The following is a 16,591-nucleotide window of genomic DNA, read 5'->3' as shown; positions in this document are numbered from 1 at the left end:
GTGGGGGAATGGGGATCAGCCGTAATTGCCGGCCATTGCATGCGGGACCACGACCAGCGCCCAGCACAGAAGCACGTTCATCATCAGCACGAACACTGCCGCCGAACCCATGTCCTTGGCGCGGCCGGCCAGCTCGTGGATCTCGCTGCCGTAACGTTCGATCACCGCCTCGATGGCCGAGTTGGCCAGTTCCATCGCCAGCACCAGCAGCATCGAGCCGATCAGCAGCGCACGCTCGACCGGGGTCTGGCCCAACCAGACCGCGACCGGGGTCAGCAGGATCAGCAGGTAGACCTCCAGCCGGAACGAGGACTCATGCAGCCAGGCGGCGCGCAGGCCCTGCCAGGACCAGCGCGCGGCCTGGAAGATGCGGCGCGGGCCGCGGGGCAGATGGCCGAACTGATCAGCCACGGGTGGAACATCCAGCAACAGGGGCGCGGCGCAGCGACCGCTCAGACGCACGGCAGGGAATCATGGGTGCACAGGGATAGGCAGATGGCCGCCATTTTGCCACAAGGCCGCCAGCCGCATCCCGGCACCGGCCCGGTGAATGGACTGCCAGGGGCAAGCCCCGGCCCGCCCCAGCTTCTATGATGGCTTTCCCCTTCCCTGCTGGAGCGCCTGATGTCCCGTCGCCGTACCTGCCTGCTGATGCTGGGCCTGCTGACCGCCGCCCCCCTGGCCCAGGCGCTGAGCCCGGCCAAGCCGCCGCGCGTGCCCGAGCAGGTCTCCAACGTGGCCTGGGCCGGCGACATGGCCCACTTCGCCAGCGCCGACCAGGCCAGCCCGCCGCCGCGTGGTGGCATCGAGTTCATCGGCAGCTCCTCGATTCGCTTCTGGGAGAGCCTGGCCACCGACTTCCCCGGCCAGCCGGTGTTCAACCGCGGCTTCGGCGGCTCGGAAGTCCGCGACAGCACCTGGTACGCCGGCCGCATCGTGGTGCCGTATGCGCCATGCAAGGTGTTCTTCTACGCCGGCGACAACGACCTCAACAGCGGCCGCAGCGCCGTGCAGGTGCGCGACGATGTGGTTGCCTTCGTGCAGCGCGTGCATCGCGACCTGCCGAAGACGAAGGTGGAGTACCTGTCGATCAAGCCAAGCCCGTCGCGCGCACCTGCTGCCGGCGATCAACGAGGCCAACACGCTGATCAAGGCCGCGCTGGCCAAGCTGCCCAATACCGGCTTCACCGACGTCTACACGCCGATGCTGGGCGCCGACGGCCAGCCGGATGCGTCGCTGTTCCGCGAGGACATGCTGCACATGACCCCGGCCGGCTATGCGATCTGGACCAAGGCGCTGGCGCCGAAGGTGAAGTGCAACTGAGCAACCCCATCCACGCATGGCGTGGATCTACTGCGGATCGCGGGAAACTGTCGAAGGCGGGGCGGTGTGGGTTTGCAGGACCGTTGGCGCCATGGATGGCGCCATCGAGCCCCCATGGACGGGTTTACGGCGTGTCCTGCAAACCCACACCGCCCCGCCATTTCACGGAATGCCCGCTTTTGATGTTGATGTCGCCTCGGCGGGTGCCGGGCGCAGCCCGGCAAAAGCCCTCTACCGGAAGATCACCGTGGCCTCGGTGCCCTGACCCGGCTCGCTGGCCAGGCTGACCTTCCAGCCAAAGCGATCGCACAGCCGGCGCACGATCGACAGGCCCAGGCCGGTGCCCTGCGGGCGGCTCGGCTCGGCGCGGTAGAACGGCTCGAAGGCCCGCGACAGTGCGTCGGCCGACATGCCGATACCGGTATCGCGCACCACAACCCGATCGTTGTGCACATGCACGTCGATGCGCCCCTCATCGGTGTAACTGCACGCGTTGCGCACCAGGTTGCTGACCACCACCTGCAGCACCCGCGGCGGCGCATGCAGCTGCACCGGGCCATCGCTGTGCAGATGCACCGACACCGGGCGCGTACCCAGCAGTTCGTTGGCGTTGTCCACTTCGTAGCGGACGATGTCATTGACGTCGAACAGCTCGACCTGGGGTTCGACGTCGGCCTCGCGGGCCAGGATCAGGAAGGCATCGATCACCGCCTCCATGTCACGGCCGGCACGCTGGATGCGCTGCAGGCTGCGGCGCAGGCGCGGCTCCAGGCTGTCATCGCCCAGCGCCATGTCGCTGGCCACGCGGATGACGGTCAGCGGTGTGCGCAGTTCATGGCTGGCATCGCGGGTGAAATTGCGCTCGCGCGCCACGTGCGCGCTGACCCGGTTGGCCAGCGAATGCAGTGCGGCCGCCAGCTGGCGGGTCTCGCCCTGCATGTCCGCCGGCAGCTTGTTCGGCTCCAGGTCGGCCGCCTCCGGGTGGCCCGGGTCCCAGCGCGAGACGCGCCGCGCCAGCCAGTTCACCGGCGATACCAGGCGCTTGGACGCACGATAGGTGACCCAACTGGCGCCATACACCGCCAGCAGGGTCAGCAGCACCGGCACGATGCCGAACCAGAACGCCAGCATCTCCGCACGCGAACGCAGGAATACCAGGTAGAGGCGGCCGGCCGGGCGCACATCGACCAGCACCAGCTGGTCGTCCTTGGGCAGTTCGTGGAAGCCGGGCTCCAGGTTGCGCAGATTGGCCGGCAACGACAGGGCCGACTGCCCGCTTTCCAGCAGGTAGCCACGGATGTTCTGGGTGTTGGGTGGCGGCTGCACCGGCGAGGCCTCGTGCAGCGTCCAGAAGTACGCCGCCTCCTCGCGCAGGGCGGCGCCGACCAGGCTGTGCTTGATCACCAGCGAAACCAGCCACGCACCGAGCAGGATGCCCAGGCTGGCCAGCACTGCCTGCAGGATGAAAGCGATACGGATCTTGCGCGGCAGGCCGTGCGGCATTGCGGGGTCCCGGTCAGAGCGCTGCGATTATAGGCAGCGCACCGCGCCGTTGGGATGCACGGGCGATGACCGGCGGCACTGCCGGACGGTCATCCCCTGCCCTTGTGCCTGGCCGCAGCCCGGCCCGGCCTGCGGCTGCACCGGCGCGGGCCTGCTCAGGCCATCGGCTGGGCGATGTCGGCAATGCGGTAGCCGGCACTCTGCACGGTATGCAGCAGCGGACGGTCGAACGGCTTGTCGATGATCTTGCGCAGGTTGTACAGGTGGCTGCGCAGGGTGTCCGAATCCGGCAGGCCGTTGCCCCAGATCTCGCGTTCGATCTCCTGGCGGGTGACCACGCGCGGCGATTCGCGCATCAGGATGGTCAGCAGGCGCAGGCCGATCGGCGACAGCTGCAGCTCGGTACCGGCACGGGTGGCACGCATGCTGACCGGATCGAGCACCAGGTCGGCGACCTTCAGCACTTCCGAACCGACCTGGCGACGCTCGCGGCGGATCAGCGCGCGCAGGCGGGCTTCCAGCTCCTGGATCGCGAACGGCTTGGTCAGGTAGTCATCGGCGCCGAAACCGAGGCCGGTGAGCTTGTCGTCCAGCGTGTCGCGTGCCGTGAGCATCAGCACCGGGGTGGACTTGCGCGCATCGTTGCGCAGGCGACGGCACACTTCGATGCCATCCAGGCGCGGCAACATCAAGTCGAGCACCACGACGTCATAGCTGTTCTCCGCCGCAAGGCGGTAGCCATCCAGGCCGTCCTGTGCATAGTCGACTTCGAAGCCGCGACCTTCCAGGTATTCCCCGATCATCTCGGAGATGTTGCGGTTGTCTTCGACCACCAGCACCAAGCCGGAGGTCTCCTTCGTCTGACGCATGTGATTCCCTCTAACTTCAGCTTTGTGAAACATGCCGGATCGACGGTGGACGCGATGTGAAGTTCCGTCAAGAGGTAAACAAACGGTTCAGAGCAGCGGTCTGAGCAGCGGCCAGACGTTGTCCAGCACCTTCGGCTGCGCCTGTGCGGTCGGGTGCAGGCCGTCGGCCTGCATCATGCCCGGCTGCAGGGCCACGCCCTCCAGCAGGAAGGGCAGCAGCGGCAACTTGTACTGCGTGGCCAGCGCCTTGTAGGCCGCCGCAAGGCGCTGGCGATAGGCTGGCCCGTAATTGGGCGGCACGTCGATGCCCAGCAGCAGCACCTTGGCACCGGCCTTCTGGCTGGCCTGCACCATCTTTTCCAGGTTGCCCTGCACCTGCGCCGGGGTCAGCCCGCGCAGTGCGTCATTGCCGCCGAGGGCAATCACCACCACGGTCGGCTTTTCCTTCGCCAGCAGGCCGGGCAGGCGGGTCAGCGCGCCAGCGGTGGTCTCCCCGCTCATGCTGGCGTTGACGATGCGCGCCGGCGTTTTCGACTGCTGCGTGACCCGCTGCTGCAGCAGGCTCACCCAGCCGGCGTCGGCAGGGATATTGTGGGCAGCACTGAGGCTGTCGCCGAGCACCAGCACGGTGCCAGCCGGACCTTTGGCACACGCCAGCCCGGGCAGCAGCAGGAACCCTAGCAGCAGCACCATCATCACGCCGGCTCGCCGGCTCCATCCCGTCTTGCGCATTGGAGTCTCCTCATCGACAGCCTGTCCCCCCGCAGCGCGTCCGTTGCCATCGCCGTCGACCGGGTCGGCAAATCCGTGCAGGGCCCGGAGGGTGAAGTCCACATACTGGACAACATCACCCTGACCGTCCATGAAGGGACCAGCGCGGCCATCGTCGGCGCCTCCGGTTCCGGCAAGACCACCCTGCTCGGCCTGCTGGCCGGGCTGGACCTGCCCAGCCGCGGCCGCATCGCGCTGGCCGGCCAGGACCTGGCGGCGCTGGACGAGGAGGCCCGCGCCCAGCTGCGCGCGCGTGAAGTCGGCTTCGTGTTCCAGAGCTTCCATCTGCTGCCGGCACTGACCGCCGCCGAGAATGTCGCGCTGCCGCTGGAACTGGCCGGGCGCGAAGACCGGGCGCGGGTCGAAGAAGTGCTGGCCCAGGTCGGCCTGGCCCATCGCGCCCGCCACTATCCGCGCCAGTTGTCGGGCGGCGAGCAGCAGCGCGTGGCACTGGCACGTGCCTTCGTCACCCGCCCGCGCATTCTGTTCGCCGACGAACCGACCGGCTCGCTGGACCACGCCACCGGCCAGCACATCAGCGACCTGCTGTTCGAACTCAACGCCGGCAGCGGCACCACCCTGGTGCTGGTCACTCACGACCTGCGCCTGGCCCAGCGTTGCCAGTACATCCACCGCATCGACGACGGCCGCCTGCTGCCGGTCGAGCGTGGGGCGCAGGCATGAACCTGCTGCAACACGCGTGGCGCGCTGCGCCGCGAGGCGCTGGCCGGCGACCTGCTGACCGTGTTCGCCGCGCTGGTGCTGGGCGTGGCGGTGATGACCGCAGTCGGCACGCTGGTGAACCGGGTCAACCTGGCACTGACCGGCAGCGCAGCGGAAATGCTAGGCGGCGACCTCGGCATCGCCGGGCGCGATGACCCGCCGCAGGCGTTCGCCGACGAGGCGCAGCGGCGCGGACTGGCCTACACCCGTATCGCCAGCTTCGGCAGCGTGCTCTTCAACGGTGATGCCAGCCAGATGGCCAGCATCAAGGCGGTGCAGGCGGGCTATCCGCTGCGTGGCACGCTGCGGGTGCGGGCCACGCCCGGGGGCGCCCTGATCGACAACGCCGGCATGCCGGCCAAAGGCCAGGCCTATGCCGACCCACGCCTTCTCCAGGGGCTGGGACTGAAGGCCGGTGACGACCTTGAATTCGGCGCTGGCACGCTGCGCATCGCCGGCATCATCGAGGCCGAGCCGGATACCGGCGGCGACCTGCTTACGCTTTCCCCCACCCTGCTGGTCAACCGCGCCGATGTGGAAGGCACCGGCCTGCTCGGTCCGGGTAGCCGCATCAACTACCGGCTGATGTTCGCCGGAGCAGCAGAACCGATCGCGGCACTTCGGCAATGGCTGCTGCCGCAGGTGAAGGGCCTGCGCCTGCTGAGTGTGGACGACACCCAGCGTGGCGTGCGCCAGGCGTTCGACCTGGCCGGGCGCTTCCTCGGCCTCAGCGCGCTGCTGGCGGTATTGCTGGCCGGTGTTGCCACGGCGCTGGCGGCGAACCGCTTCGCCCTGCGCCGCATCGACCAGGTGGCGATCCTGCGCTGCCTGGGCGCGCCAGCGCGACATCCTGTCCGGTCTGGCACTGCAGCTGCTGATGCTGGCGGTGCCGGCCTGCGCACTCGGCATCGGCCTGGGCATGGCGGCGCAGGAAGGCCTGGTGCAGGTGCTGGGCAGCCTGGTGCCGCAGCGCCTGCCGCTGCCCGAGGCAATGCCTGCGCTGACCGGTGCCGGCATCGGGCTGTTGCTGCTGTTCGGCTTCGGCCTGCCGCCGCTGCTGCGCCTGCGCGGGGTGCCGCCGATGCGGGTGCTCAACCGTTCCTTCGCCGCCCTGCCGCCGGCCTCGCTGCTGGCCTACGTGGCTGCCCTGGCGGCCAGCCTGCTGCTGGCGGTGCAGGTCACCGGTGATCTCAAGCTGGCGCTGTGGGTGCTGGGCGGGTTGGCCGCGCTGGCGGTGGCGGCCGGCGTGGTCGGCTTCGTGCTGCTGCAGCTGCTGCGCGGCCTGCAGCACCGCCTGCATGGCCACTGGCGGCTGGGACTGGCCGCGCTGACCCGGCGCCGGATGCTGGCGGTGATGCAGCTGGTGGGGCTGTCGCTGTCGCTGTGCGCGCTGTTGCTGCTGGCGGTGACCGGCCCCGGCCTGCTGCAGCAGTGGCGCGAGCGACTGCCCGCGGATACGCCGAACTACTTCCTGATCAACATCCAGCCCGAACAGCGCGACAGCGTGCTGGCCGCACTGCGTGGACTGGGCGCCAACGACGCCAGCATCGAACCGATGGCCACTGGCCGCCTGATCGCGATCAACGGCAAGCCGCCGCTGCGCGTGGACCGCTCGCCTGAGCAGAACGGGCAGCCGGCACAGGGCGAAGGCCAGCGCGATGACGACGACGAGAACCGGCCGTTGAACTTCAGCTGGCGCAGCAGCTTCCCGCCGGCCAACACACTGGTCAACGGCACCTTCTGGAAGGCAGACAGCACCGCCGCCGAAGCCTCGGTGGAAATCGGCTGGGCCAAGCGCTACGGCGTGCATCCCGGCGACCGCATCACCATTGCGGTGGGCGAGCAGGAACGCGAGTTCACTGTCACCAGCGTGCGCAAGGCCGACTGGAACACTTTCCGTCCGAACTTCTTCGTGCTGCTGAACCCGAATGCGGTGGGCGATACGCCACACAACCTGCTGTCGGCATTCCATCTACCGGCCGGCAAGGCCGCCGGACTGGGCGAGCTGGTACGCGCGCAGCCGAACCTGTCGTTGCTGGACGTGGATGCGGTGATCTCGCAGGTGCGCGATGTGATGGAACGGGTGGCACAGGCGGTGCAGCTGGTGATGGTGTTCAGTCTGCTGGCCGGCGTGCTGGTACTGCTGGCCGCGCTGCAGGCCACGGCGGGCGAACGGCGCTACGACAGCGCGGTGCTGCGCACGCTGGGCGCGACCCGTCGCCAGCTGCGTGGCGCGGTGCTGGTGGAATTCGGTACGCTGGGCACGCTGGCCGCGTTGCTGGCGGTGGGCGCGGCCGCTGCGATCGGCGTGGCGGTCTCGCAGAAGGTGTTCGAACTGCCGTTGCTGCCGCCGTGGCCGGGCCTGCTGATCGGCGGCGTGGTCGGCATCGGCTTGAGCCTGCTGGCAGGCTGGTGGGGTACGCGCGCGATCCTGCATACGCCACCGGCACTGGCCCTGCGCGAAGCCTGACGCGATCGTGACACGCTCGGGGGGGCGCTATGCTGCGCGCCCCACCCGATCAGATCGTCCGGAAGCGCGGAACGTTGCTCCCGCGCTCCCGAGGTTCAAGGAATGAAGATGAAATACAGCCTCTGTCTGCGCATCCTTCTGGCCAGTTCCCCGCTGCTCACCGCGGTGCTACCCGCAGGCGCCCGCGCGGCGGAGGGCTATGTTCCTGACGCGGTGCAGGCCTTCGTGCTGGAAACGGTGCTGGCTGATGAAGCGCAAGCCTTCCTCGAGGGCCACCCGACCTATCTGGTTCCGGCCAGCGTGTCACGCACGCGCAGCGATGCCGGCGTGGTGGCCGACCTGCGTGCTGAGTTCGACCGGTTCTACCGGGGCCAACCGAAGCCGAGAAAGGAAGTGGCGCACATGGCGATCCTCGTCGCACAGACCGCGCTGCTGCTGCCGGACCGTAGCGCCTGCAGCACGGATCGAGTGCGTTGCCACCAAGCTGTCATGGGCGTCCGCACCCGCGATGACGAGGCCAGCCTGCAGGCCACCTTGCGTGCGTTCCAGGACGCCGGGCTGGACCTGACCACCTTGGGCGAGAAGGCGTCTTGAGTGCACCGCATCCACGCATGGCGTGGATGCAGCGTGCGATCACCGATGGAGAGCGTGCCGAGCAAGCTCGGCACCTACCAGGAGCAGATATCCGGCACGGCACATCCACATCACGCGTGGATGCGGTGTGCGATCACCGGCGAAGAGCCTACCAAGCAAGCTCGGCACCTACCGGAAGCAGGGGTTGGTAGATCCACGCCATGCGTGGATGCGGCTCACAACGCCTGCTGCTTTGCCCAAGCCACGGTCGTATCCATCGCACGCTGCATTCCCGAAAGCGCTGTGAACACGCAGAGCTCGTCCTTGGCATTGTCATCCCCTACCCGGTTGTGGACTTCGGTGTAGTCCGGAGGGCTTTCGAAAATGACGATACGGACGATGTTGCCGCTGATCAGATGCTTGGCGGAGAAAATGGGGTTGGCTTCGCGGTCTTTCGTACCATCGACGAAGAACACGTTGTAATGCGGGCTGCGGAAGTCTTCAGCACGCAGATTGGCCGTCTGGATGCCGGCCGTGAACGCGTCGAGGAAATGCTGTTCGAGACGATCATGAACTGCGGATCGGACAGGTACGTTTCGAACAACTGGCGCTCTTCCACGAGCATCAGCGAACCTCATTTTCGAGCAATGGAATCGCAAGGACACGAACCACGTCGTGACCTGGAGGACCATCAGTGCGGCTCTCGCAGAAGCGAAATCCAGCGAGCATGCCAGCATCTTCGAACACGGAGCGCACGATGTCGATTTCAGCCGAAGCCGCCCTGTCGGATTCGTGCCGACGGTGGCTCCCGAACGCAACCCCTTCGGGGCCTGGATAATAGAAGACGCTTGGAAGCAGGATGCCCTCTTGCGCGTGCAGCTCGAAGTCGGTGAAGCTCAATGCGAGGAACATCTTCGCATCGGCTGAATCACGTGCACGACCGGAAATGCGGACTGTTGAAAGCACGTGACTGCAGAGACTGAGCAGATAGGCCGAGGTCCATCGAGGCCCAAGGCGCTCCAGCACTCCATCAATCCGACTCAAGCGCGAGACAAGTTCCACCTCCTCGAAGTCGTCGATTTCGAGATGGAAACTGTCGATGTCGTCACAGGCTTCGCCGGACAACAGTTGACTACAGAGGTCGGAGAGCTTCATCGGTGGGATGATCAAGGGCGGCGTGGGCAGCCACCCTATCGCACACCCAACCTCCGAGCGGAGGTTTCGAGAGAATGTGGCGAATTACGTCAAAGCGATACGCATCAGGCGCCATGTAACGCGACCCCGAGCATGGATGCCACGTGCAATCGCCGGCGAAGAGCGTGCCGAGCAAGCTCGGCACCTACCAGAAGCGGATACGCGGCGCTGCACCTGACCAGAGGATCTGCGCCATGAGTCGAGCAGGGCTCGACTTACTGGGCCTTTTCCACGTACTTGGCGAACACGTCGTCGATCTGCTTGTCCTTCACCTTCTTGCCGGCCTGGATCTCTTCGGCCTGGGTGAACATCGGGATGATCATCGCCATGCCGTCGATCTTGGTCTTCAGGTGCACCCCCGGGGCCTGGCCGAGGAAGCCATCCCAGCGCTGGCGCACCTTGGCCCAGTATCCGGCGGTGGCCTTCCAGTAGTTGCGCGCCGGGGTGAAGTCGACCTCGGTGGTCTTCACGTAGTCGTTGAAGCCGAACTCGCGGGCGGTCTCCACCTGGCTGCCATCGGCGTTGCGCTGCACCTTGGTGTTGAACTGCTCGTGGGTCCAGCCGTTCGGGGTCAGCGTGTGGCGGTTGATCACGGCCAGCGCGTTGTAGTCACTGCGCTTGGTGTACTCGCGGCGCGGCAGCGGACGCCAGCTCAGGTCGCTGGTCCAGCTCGGCACGTTGTTGGTGTAGGTCCAGGTGCCGGTGCCGCAATAGCGCGGTGCGTCGCTCACTTCGTATACGCACTGGGTCCAGGCGCCCTGGTTCACCGCCGCCGGAATGCTGCGCACCTTCCAGGTCTGGTCGGCACTGAACTCGAAACGGTTCGGTGCTTCGTACACCCAGTCCTGGCGCCAGTGCTTGGTGATGTGGCCGCTCTTCTCGTCCAGCAGCAGGTGCTGCAGCACGATGCGCTTCGGCGTGTCTTCGACCACGATGACCACTTCGCTGCCGCCGCTGCGCATCGCCGGCGCGCTCGTAGCCCGGCTTCAGCAGCACGGTCTCGTCGAAGGCGAAGTCCACGGTGTACTCACCCTGCATGGCAAGGATGCTGTCGTGGTCACGGGCGATATCGGAGGGCTGCGCGCTGGCCACGCCGCTGGCGGCGAGCACAAGCAGGGCGCTGGCTGTCTGGAGCTTCATCGGGGTCTTCCTTCGGGGTTGCAGATGCGTTGAGAGGCCGTCCGTGGCCGACAGGCGTTCCATCAGGAGTGGGTCACAGGCGGATCAGCGGCAGGTCGCCGGGAATTCGCGGCGCCGGACGCCGCGCGGCATCGGCACAGCAGCAATCGTCGATTGCCAGCTCGCCTTCGGCACCTTCCAGCCGTGCAATGCGGCGCGGTGGCTGCGCCCAGCGAGGACAGGGTCGACAGACTGGCGGCCAGCGTGCGGCCATCGTCGGCGGCATGCAGGCGCAGCGCGCACAGGCGCCAGCGCTGGCCACCCAGATGACCGGCCAGGCGCCGCCACAGGCGTTCGCCGACGCTGCCATCGCTGTCGTGCTCGGGCCCCGGCGGCAGCGCAGCCACCAGCCGGTCCCAGGCCAGGAAGTCGCTGTCCGGCAGCAGGTACAGGCGCCACACGCAGCGGCCGCGGCCATCGAGGAAGCACAGGCTTTCGCGCAGGCCTTCGCTGTCCACGCCCTGGCAGGCATGCACGCGTACGGCCTGGCGCCAGCCGCCCAGCTCGTTGCCGTCGGCGTGGTACAGGCACAGCACGGTGCCGAGCGTGGCCAGCTGTGCCGGGGTCGGCCAGGCCGCGCTGTGCGGCGCGGCGATGGAGTCATTCCTGCGTGCGGACAGTGCTCGGCTCATGAGGTCACCAGGAAACGGCAAGGCTGGCGGAGAAGGTGCGGCCCGGGCTGCTGAAACGATCGCTCAGTGCGCGATTGGTGATCAGGCTCGGCGTGATGGACGACCATTCGATGTAGCGCTTGTCGGCCAGGTTGAACACGCCGACATTGAAGGTCGCACCCGGTGCGAAGTTCCAGTGCGCCATCAGGTCCAGCACGCCGTAGCCGGCCGGCTGGTAGACGAACGGCGCCGGTGCGTTCGGATTGGTCTGCGCAGCAGGCGGCGGCAGGCGCTTCTTGCGCTGCACGAAGGTGCCGGCCAGTTCGACTCCCCATGTATCGGTGTCGTACATCAGGCCCAGCGTGCCACGCAACGGATCGACCGAGGCCAGCGGTTCGTCATCGGTCCGGTTGTCACCACGCGACCAGGCCAACGCACTGCGCAGCGCCCAGCCCTTCAGCGCCGGACTGAGCTCACCGAATTCGATGCCGGCCTTCATTTCCGCACCATAGATGCGCGCGTCGGCGATGTTCTGCGACTGGAACACGGTCAAACCCTGTGCGTTGCGGCCGGTATCGACGTTGGACTCGATGAAATCCTTGTAGTCGTTGTAGTAGCCACTGACGCTGACGTACGCCGCCGGCGCGATGAAGCGCAGGCCAAGCTCGTAGCCGTCGCTGGTTTCCGGCTTCAGGTCCGGGTTGGCGATGGCGGTGTAGCCGAAGGCCACGTTGGTCAGGCCGATGTTGACGTCGTTGTACGGCGGCGAACGGAAGCCACGCGCATAGCCGGCGAACAGCGACCACTGGTCGGTGAAGCGCCAGACCATGCCCAGCTTCGGCGACACGCTGGTCTTCTTCAGCTGCGCCACGGCCGTGGTCGGGTTGTCTTCGGCGAAGATGCTGTCCACTTCCGGCTTCAGCTCGTAACGGTCCACGCGCACGCCCGGCACCAGCGACAGCTTGCCGTCGGCCAGGCGCATTTCATCCTGCGCGTACAGGCCCAACTCGGTGGTCTTGCTGATCGGGAAGTCACGCACCGGGAAGGTGTCGGGGGTAACGGTGTTGCTGACCACACCGGCACGGTTGACCTGGTAGCCGTCGCGCTTCTGGCGGATCTCGGTACGGGTGCCTTCGAAGCCGTAGGTCAATGCGTGCTCGACGCTGCCGGTGCTGAACGCCTTGTTGAACTGCGCCTGCAGGCCAAAGGCATGCTGGTCGAAGGAGAACACGCGGTGACGGCGGCTGCCGTCGGTGCGGGTCTCGTCGGTCTGCTGCCGCGTTTCGCTGTTCTGCGCATACACCTGCCAATGCAGGCTGTCGGCGAACGGCTGGTCCAGCGCATCCATTTCGTGGGCAAAGGACACGCGGGTACGCTTCTGCGTGTCGTGGGACTTCATGCCAGTAGCCGCAGCCATCGCGCCGGGGCGCGGTGCAACGCTGGCAATCGCCGACAACACATTGGTATCGGTGGTGTCTTCGTTGCCTTCCACGGTCAGGCGGAAGCGCTGGTCTTCGCTCGGTGCGTAGACCAGCTTGCTGAGCAGGCTGCGGCCGTCGCGGTCCTGCGGATTGGACGCCGTACGGGTGTCGTTGTCGCTGCGCACCGTGCCCTTGCTGTCCGTTTCCTGGCCTTGGTGGTGGTTGACGTTGACCAGGCCGCTCCAGTGGTCGCCACCAAAGGCGGCGGTGGCACCGCCGAGCAGGCCCTTCCACTCACCGTCGTAGCCGAACTTCAGGCCGAAGTAGCTGTTCTTGCCGTCCTTGAGGTAGTCGGCCGGGTCCTTGGTGACGAACGCCACCACGCCGCCCAGTGCATCGGAGCCGTACAGCGAGCTGGCCGGGCCGCGCACGATCTCCACGCGCTTGAGCGTATCGAGGTCGGTGAAGTTGCGGTTGGAACTGGCGAACGAACCGATGTCGAACCGGGTCGGCATGACGATGCCATCGGTCTGGATGCGCACACGGTTGCCGTCCAGGCCACGGATGCGGAAACCATCCAGGCCGAAGCGGGTCGCGCTGCGGGTGACCGACAGGCCCGGCTCGTAGCGCACCAGATCCTTGATGTCCTGCACCAGGTGCCGGTCCATCTGCTCGCGGTCGATGACGTCCACGGTGGCCGCCACGTCACTCACGGCCCGCTCGGTGCGGGTGGCGGTGACCTGCACCCGATCGAATTCGCGCGCATCAGGGGCGGCGGTGGCAGCAGCGTGGGCGGACAGCGGCAACGCCATCCAGACAGCAAGACACAGGGCGGTATGGCGGGTCATCGGGTTCGTTCGGTCAGGCAGGGGAACCCCCGGTTACCGGCACACCCGGAAGGTGCACGCGGTAGACCGAGGGGGAGAGAGCGGGAGCGGACGGGTCGCCCACCCTGTCGGCGCTGCCGGCAGGAGGGAGGGAGGCGGGCGACCAGGCCGCGATTACTTGGTCAGGATCAGCTTGTCGTTGCTGGTGTGCCGCAGGCGATAGAAGCGGTCGCCGTGCTGGATCAGGATTTCACGACGGCCCTTGAGCAGGGCTTCGCTGTCGATGACCTCTTCCGGCGGAACGACGCGGACCGGTCGATCGCGGAGGGTCAGCGTTTCGGGGCGCAGCAGTACAGGTTGAGCATTCATGAGCATCTGGACTCGTGCGAGGGACGAGTTAAATGATAATGATTCTCAGTTGACAATCAACAACCATTCTCAATTTGATTGATGAGATTAATGATCGAATTCTGAAATTCGATAGATTTCATATATTGAAAGGTGGGGGCACACGGCTTTTGTAGAGTCGAGCCACGCTCGACTGCTCTCGCGCCGTCGCCTGGAAATGCCCGCGCTACGTGCGGAGTCGAGCATGGCTCGACTCTACAAAGGCCCGACCAACCTGGAGTCGAGCGTGGCTCGACTCTCCAAAGGGTTGTCAGGCGAAGACGGCTTCGACCTGGGCCCAGCCGGCCGCGTCGACCTGCTCCAGCACGTCCAGTGCCTGCAGGTTCTGCAGCAGCTGGCTGACCCGGCTTGCGCCGAGGATCACGCTGGAAACGTTCGGGTTGCGCAGGCACCAGGCGATGGCCAGCGTGGCCGGGGCATGGCCGAGCGCGTGCCACCTCGCTGAAGCGCCGCACCTGGCCCAGGCGGGCCCCGGCGTCGGCCCCCAGCACCAGGCCCTGCAACCACTCCATGCCTTCCCGCCCCAGCCGCGCATCGGCCGGGATGCCCTGGTCGTACTTGCCAGTGAGCAGGCCCGAGGCGAGCGGCGAGAAGATGGTGGTGCCCAGGCCGGCACCCGCATACAGCGGCGCGTACTCGACCTCGACCCGCTCGCGGTGTAACAGGTTGTACTGCGGCTGCTCCATCGACGGGCCCTGCAGGTTGCGCGCCTCGGCGATGTCCAGCGCCTGCTGGATCTGCGCCGCCGACCACTCCGAGGTGCCCCAGTAGAGGATCTTGCCCTGCCGTACCAGGGTATCCATGGCGTGCACGGTCTCGGCGATCGGCGCGTCCGGATCCGGGCGGTGGCAGTAATAAAGGTCCAGGTAGTCCACCCTCAGGCGCTTGAGCGCGGCATGGCAGGCGTCGGTCACGTGCTTGCGCGACAAGCCGCGCTGGGTCGGCCGCGGGTCCTTGGCACTGCCGAAGAACACCTTGCTGGACACGCAGAAACCGTCGCGCGGCAGGCGCAGGTCGGTGATCACGTCGCCCATGACCTGTTCGGCACGGCCGTTGGCATAACCCTCGGCGTTGTCGAAGAAGTTGACGCCATGATCCCAGGCGGCGGCCACCAGGTTGCGGGCCTCATCGCGCGGGACCTGGTCGCCGAAGGTCACCCAGGCGCCGAAGGACAAGGCGGAAATCGGCAGGCCGGTGGAGCCCAGGCGACGGTATTGCATGCGAATCTCCTGCTGCGGGCCCGCATCCGGGCCGGGATCGAACCCCATTCTACCCGCCGCCGCCAGCCGCAAGCCCTTGCCGTTGCTGGCCTGATCGGTACCGTTGGCCGCGCGCACGCTGCTTTTTCTTGCCCCGGCCCCTGCCCTGCACTAGGCTTCCCGTTTTTCGCGACGCCCTAGGGGAGTCACTCACATGGTCGAAGGTTTGGGCAGGATCGGCTTCGGCCTGTTCGGGTTGGCGGTGCTGATCGGCATCACCTGGTTGTTTTCCAATAACAAGCGCGCGGTTGACTGGAAGCTGGTTGCCACCGGTATCACCCTGCAGATCGCCTTTGCGGCGCTGGTGATCCTGGTGCCGGGCGGGCGCGACGTGTTCGACGCGCTGGGCAAGGGCTTCGTCAAGATCCTCAGCTACGTCAACGAGGGCTCGGGCTTCATCTTCGGCTCGTTGATGGACACCAAGAACTACGGCTTCATCTTCGCCTTCCAGGTGTTGCCGACCATCATCTTCTTCTCTGCGCTGATGGGGGTGATGTACCACCTCAACATCATGCAGGGCATCGTGCGCGTGATGGCCTGGTCGATCACCAAGGTGATGCGCGTGTCGGGTGCGGAAACCACCAGCGTCTGCGCCAGCGTCTTCATCGGCCAGACCGAGGCGCCGCTGACCGTGCGCCCGTACATCGCCAGGATGACCCAGTCCGAGCTGCTGACCATGATGATCGGCGGCATGGCGCACATCGCCGGCGGCGTGCTGGCGGCCTACGTGGGCATGCTCGGCGGTGGCGATCCGGCGCAGCAGGCCTTCTACGCCAAGCACTTGCTGGCGGCCAGCATCATGGCCGCGCCGGCCACGCTGGTCGTGGCCAAGCTGCTGATTCCGGAAACCGGCACCCCGCTGACCCGCGGCACGGTGAAGATGGAAGTCGAGAAGACCTCCAGCAACATCATCGACGCGGCCGCAGCCGGCGCCGGTGACGGCCTGAAGCTGGCGCTGAACATCGGTGCGATGCTGCTGGCCTTCATCGCCCTGATCGCGCTGCTGAACGCCCCGCTGACCTGGATCGGCGATGTGACCGGCCTGGCCGCTGCCATCGGCAAGCCGACCAACCTGTCGACCATCTTCGGTTACGTGCTGGCCCCGATCGCCTGGGTGATCGGCACCCCGTGGGCCGATGCCACCACCGTCGGTTCGCTGATCGGCCAGAAGGTCGTGATCAACGAGTTCGTGGCCTACACCGAGCTGTCGCAGATCGTGAACGGTCAGATCGCCGGCGTGAGCCTGTCCGAGGAAGGTCGCCTGATCGCCACCTACGCGCTGTGCGGCTTCGCCAACTTCAGCTCGATCGCGATCCAGATCGGCGGCATCGGCGGCCTGGCCCCGGAACGTCGCCACGATCTGGCCAAGTTCGGCCTGCGCGCGGTGTTGGGCGGTACCATTGCCACCTTCATGACGGCGACCATCGCCGGCGTGCTGACGCACTTCAGTTGAACCCTT

General features: G+C 66.8%; 11 protein-coding genes and 5 pseudogenes. 5 read left to right on the top strand and 11 right to left on the bottom strand.

The genetic code is table 11. The annotated features are described in order from the left end of the window. Nucleotides 1-15: 15 nt before the first annotated feature. Entirely contained in the window at nt 16-411 is a 396-nt protein-coding gene (locus tag ACZK2V_RS03870) for a diacylglycerol kinase (RefSeq protein WP_032129924.1), read from the bottom strand. A 213-nt stretch (nt 412-624) separates the two neighbouring features. Between ACZK2V_RS03870 and ACZK2V_RS03865 the strand changes: the two are divergent. Beyond that, nucleotides 625-1,324: pseudogene (locus tag ACZK2V_RS03865) on the top strand (SGNH/GDSL hydrolase family protein). A 231-nt stretch (nt 1,325-1,555) separates the two neighbouring features. Here the strand turns inward: ACZK2V_RS03865 and ACZK2V_RS03860 are convergent. The 3 genes from ACZK2V_RS03860 to ACZK2V_RS03850 form a co-directional block, all read right to left on the bottom strand. After that, on the bottom strand, nt 1,556-2,827 hold the full coding sequence (locus ACZK2V_RS03860; protein WP_032129926.1) for a sensor histidine kinase: 1,272 nt from the start codon (nt 2,825-2,827) through the stop codon (nt 1,556-1,558). Between the two features lie 155 nt (nt 2,828-2,982). Then, nucleotides 2,983-3,696 carry a response regulator transcription factor gene (locus tag ACZK2V_RS03855; protein WP_002811889.1) on the bottom strand — a complete coding sequence of 238 codons (714 nt, stop codon included), beginning with the start codon at nt 3,694-3,696 and terminating at the stop codon, nt 2,983-2,985. Between the two features lie 87 nt (nt 3,697-3,783). Further along, nucleotides 3,784-4,428, bottom strand: a complete 645-nt coding sequence (locus tag ACZK2V_RS03850) for an arylesterase (RefSeq protein ID WP_049461574.1) — start codon at nt 4,426-4,428, stop codon at nt 3,784-3,786. A gap of 75 nt (nt 4,429-4,503) precedes the next feature. On the opposite strand from ACZK2V_RS03850, the gene ACZK2V_RS03845 reads away from it, so the two are divergent. The 3 genes and pseudogenes from ACZK2V_RS03845 (at nt 4,504) to ACZK2V_RS03835 (ending at nt 8,254) form a co-directional block, all read left to right on the top strand. Continuing rightward, the gene (locus ACZK2V_RS03845; protein ID WP_049461575.1) at nt 4,504-5,151 is read left to right on the top strand and encodes an ABC transporter ATP-binding protein; all 648 of its coding nucleotides are present in this window, start codon (nt 4,504-4,506) and stop codon (nt 5,149-5,151) included. Then, nucleotides 5,148-7,660 (top strand): annotated as a pseudogene (locus ACZK2V_RS03840) (ABC transporter permease). The gene ACZK2V_RS03845 and the pseudogene ACZK2V_RS03840 overlap by 4 nt, the downstream one beginning before the upstream one ends. 108 nt (nt 7,661-7,768) lie before the next feature. Next, entirely contained in the window at nt 7,769-8,254 is a 486-nt protein-coding gene (locus ACZK2V_RS03835) for a hypothetical protein (RefSeq protein WP_228355089.1), read from the top strand. Between the two features lie 215 nt (nt 8,255-8,469). On the opposite strand, the gene ACZK2V_RS03830 is transcribed toward ACZK2V_RS03835, so the two are convergent. From ACZK2V_RS03830 to ACZK2V_RS03800, 7 genes and pseudogenes are all read right to left on the bottom strand, one after another. Continuing rightward, nucleotides 8,470-8,871, bottom strand: coding sequence for a hypothetical protein (locus ACZK2V_RS03830; RefSeq protein ID WP_143048246.1), 402 nt, complete (start codon nt 8,869-8,871; stop codon nt 8,470-8,472). Further along, nucleotides 8,858-9,388, bottom strand: a complete 531-nt coding sequence (locus ACZK2V_RS03825) for a hypothetical protein (protein ID WP_049461579.1) — start codon at nt 9,386-9,388, stop codon at nt 8,858-8,860. Before ACZK2V_RS03825 ends, ACZK2V_RS03830 begins: the two co-directional genes overlap by 14 nt. Before the next feature lie 254 nt (nt 9,389-9,642). Beyond that, nucleotides 9,643-10,567: pseudogene (locus tag ACZK2V_RS03820) on the bottom strand (DUF6607 family protein). Between the two features lie 73 nt (nt 10,568-10,640). Next, nucleotides 10,641-11,238 (bottom strand): annotated as a pseudogene (locus ACZK2V_RS03815) (Hemin transport protein). A 4-nt stretch (nt 11,239-11,242) separates the two neighbouring features. Next, a complete protein-coding gene (locus tag ACZK2V_RS03810) occupies nt 11,243-13,486 on the bottom strand; it encodes a TonB-dependent hemoglobin/transferrin/lactoferrin family receptor (protein WP_349675293.1) in 2,244 nt (747 codons plus the stop codon). A 153-nt stretch (nt 13,487-13,639) separates the two neighbouring features. Beyond that, the gene (gene hemP, locus ACZK2V_RS03805; protein WP_005412278.1) at nt 13,640-13,834 is read right to left on the bottom strand and encodes a hemin uptake protein HemP; all 195 of its coding nucleotides are present in this window, start codon (nt 13,832-13,834) and stop codon (nt 13,640-13,642) included. 289 nt (nt 13,835-14,123) lie between these two features. Then, nucleotides 14,124-15,093: pseudogene (locus ACZK2V_RS03800) on the bottom strand (aldo/keto reductase). Between the two features lie 193 nt (nt 15,094-15,286). On the opposite strand from ACZK2V_RS03800, the gene ACZK2V_RS03795 reads away from it, so the two are divergent. Next, entirely contained in the window at nt 15,287-16,585 is a 1,299-nt protein-coding gene (locus ACZK2V_RS03795) for a NupC/NupG family nucleoside CNT transporter (protein ID WP_010481870.1), read from the top strand. Nucleotides 16,586-16,591 lie beyond the last annotated feature (6 nt).

It is taken from the genome of Stenotrophomonas sp. 93052_Sma (assembly GCF_056481145.1).
Note: the sequence above shows the minus strand (reverse complement) of the source record. Positions and strands in the feature narration are given on the sequence as shown.

Excerpts from the sequence above, each read along its gene's own strand:
- ACZK2V_RS03860 (WP_032129926.1), bottom strand. The coding sequence starts at position 2,827 with ATGCCGCACGGCCTGCCGCGCAAGATCCGTATCGCTTTCATCCTGCAG.
- ACZK2V_RS03855 (WP_002811889.1), bottom strand. The coding sequence starts at position 3,696 with ATGCGTCAGACGAAGGAGACCTCCGGCTTGGTGCTGGTGGTCGAAGAC.
- ACZK2V_RS03850 (WP_049461574.1), bottom strand. The coding sequence starts at position 4,428 with ATGCGCAAGACGGGATGGAGCCGGCGAGCCGGCGTGATGATGGTGCTG.
- ACZK2V_RS03835 (WP_228355089.1), top strand. The coding sequence starts at position 7,769 with ATGAAATACAGCCTCTGTCTGCGCATCCTTCTGGCCAGTTCCCCGCTG.
- ACZK2V_RS03830 (WP_143048246.1), bottom strand. The coding sequence starts at position 8,871 with ATGAGGTTCGCTGATGCTCGTGGAAGAGCGCCAGTTGTTCGAAACGTA.
- ACZK2V_RS03825 (WP_049461579.1), bottom strand. The coding sequence starts at position 9,388 with ATGAAGCTCTCCGACCTCTGTAGTCAACTGTTGTCCGGCGAAGCCTGT.
- ACZK2V_RS03810 (WP_349675293.1), bottom strand. The coding sequence starts at position 13,486 with ATGACCCGCCATACCGCCCTGTGTCTTGCTGTCTGGATGGCGTTGCCG.
- hemP (WP_005412278.1), bottom strand. The coding sequence starts at position 13,834 with ATGAATGCTCAACCTGTACTGCTGCGCCCCGAAACGCTGACCCTCCGC.
- ACZK2V_RS03795 (WP_010481870.1), top strand. The coding sequence starts at position 15,287 with ATGGTCGAAGGTTTGGGCAGGATCGGCTTCGGCCTGTTCGGGTTGGCG.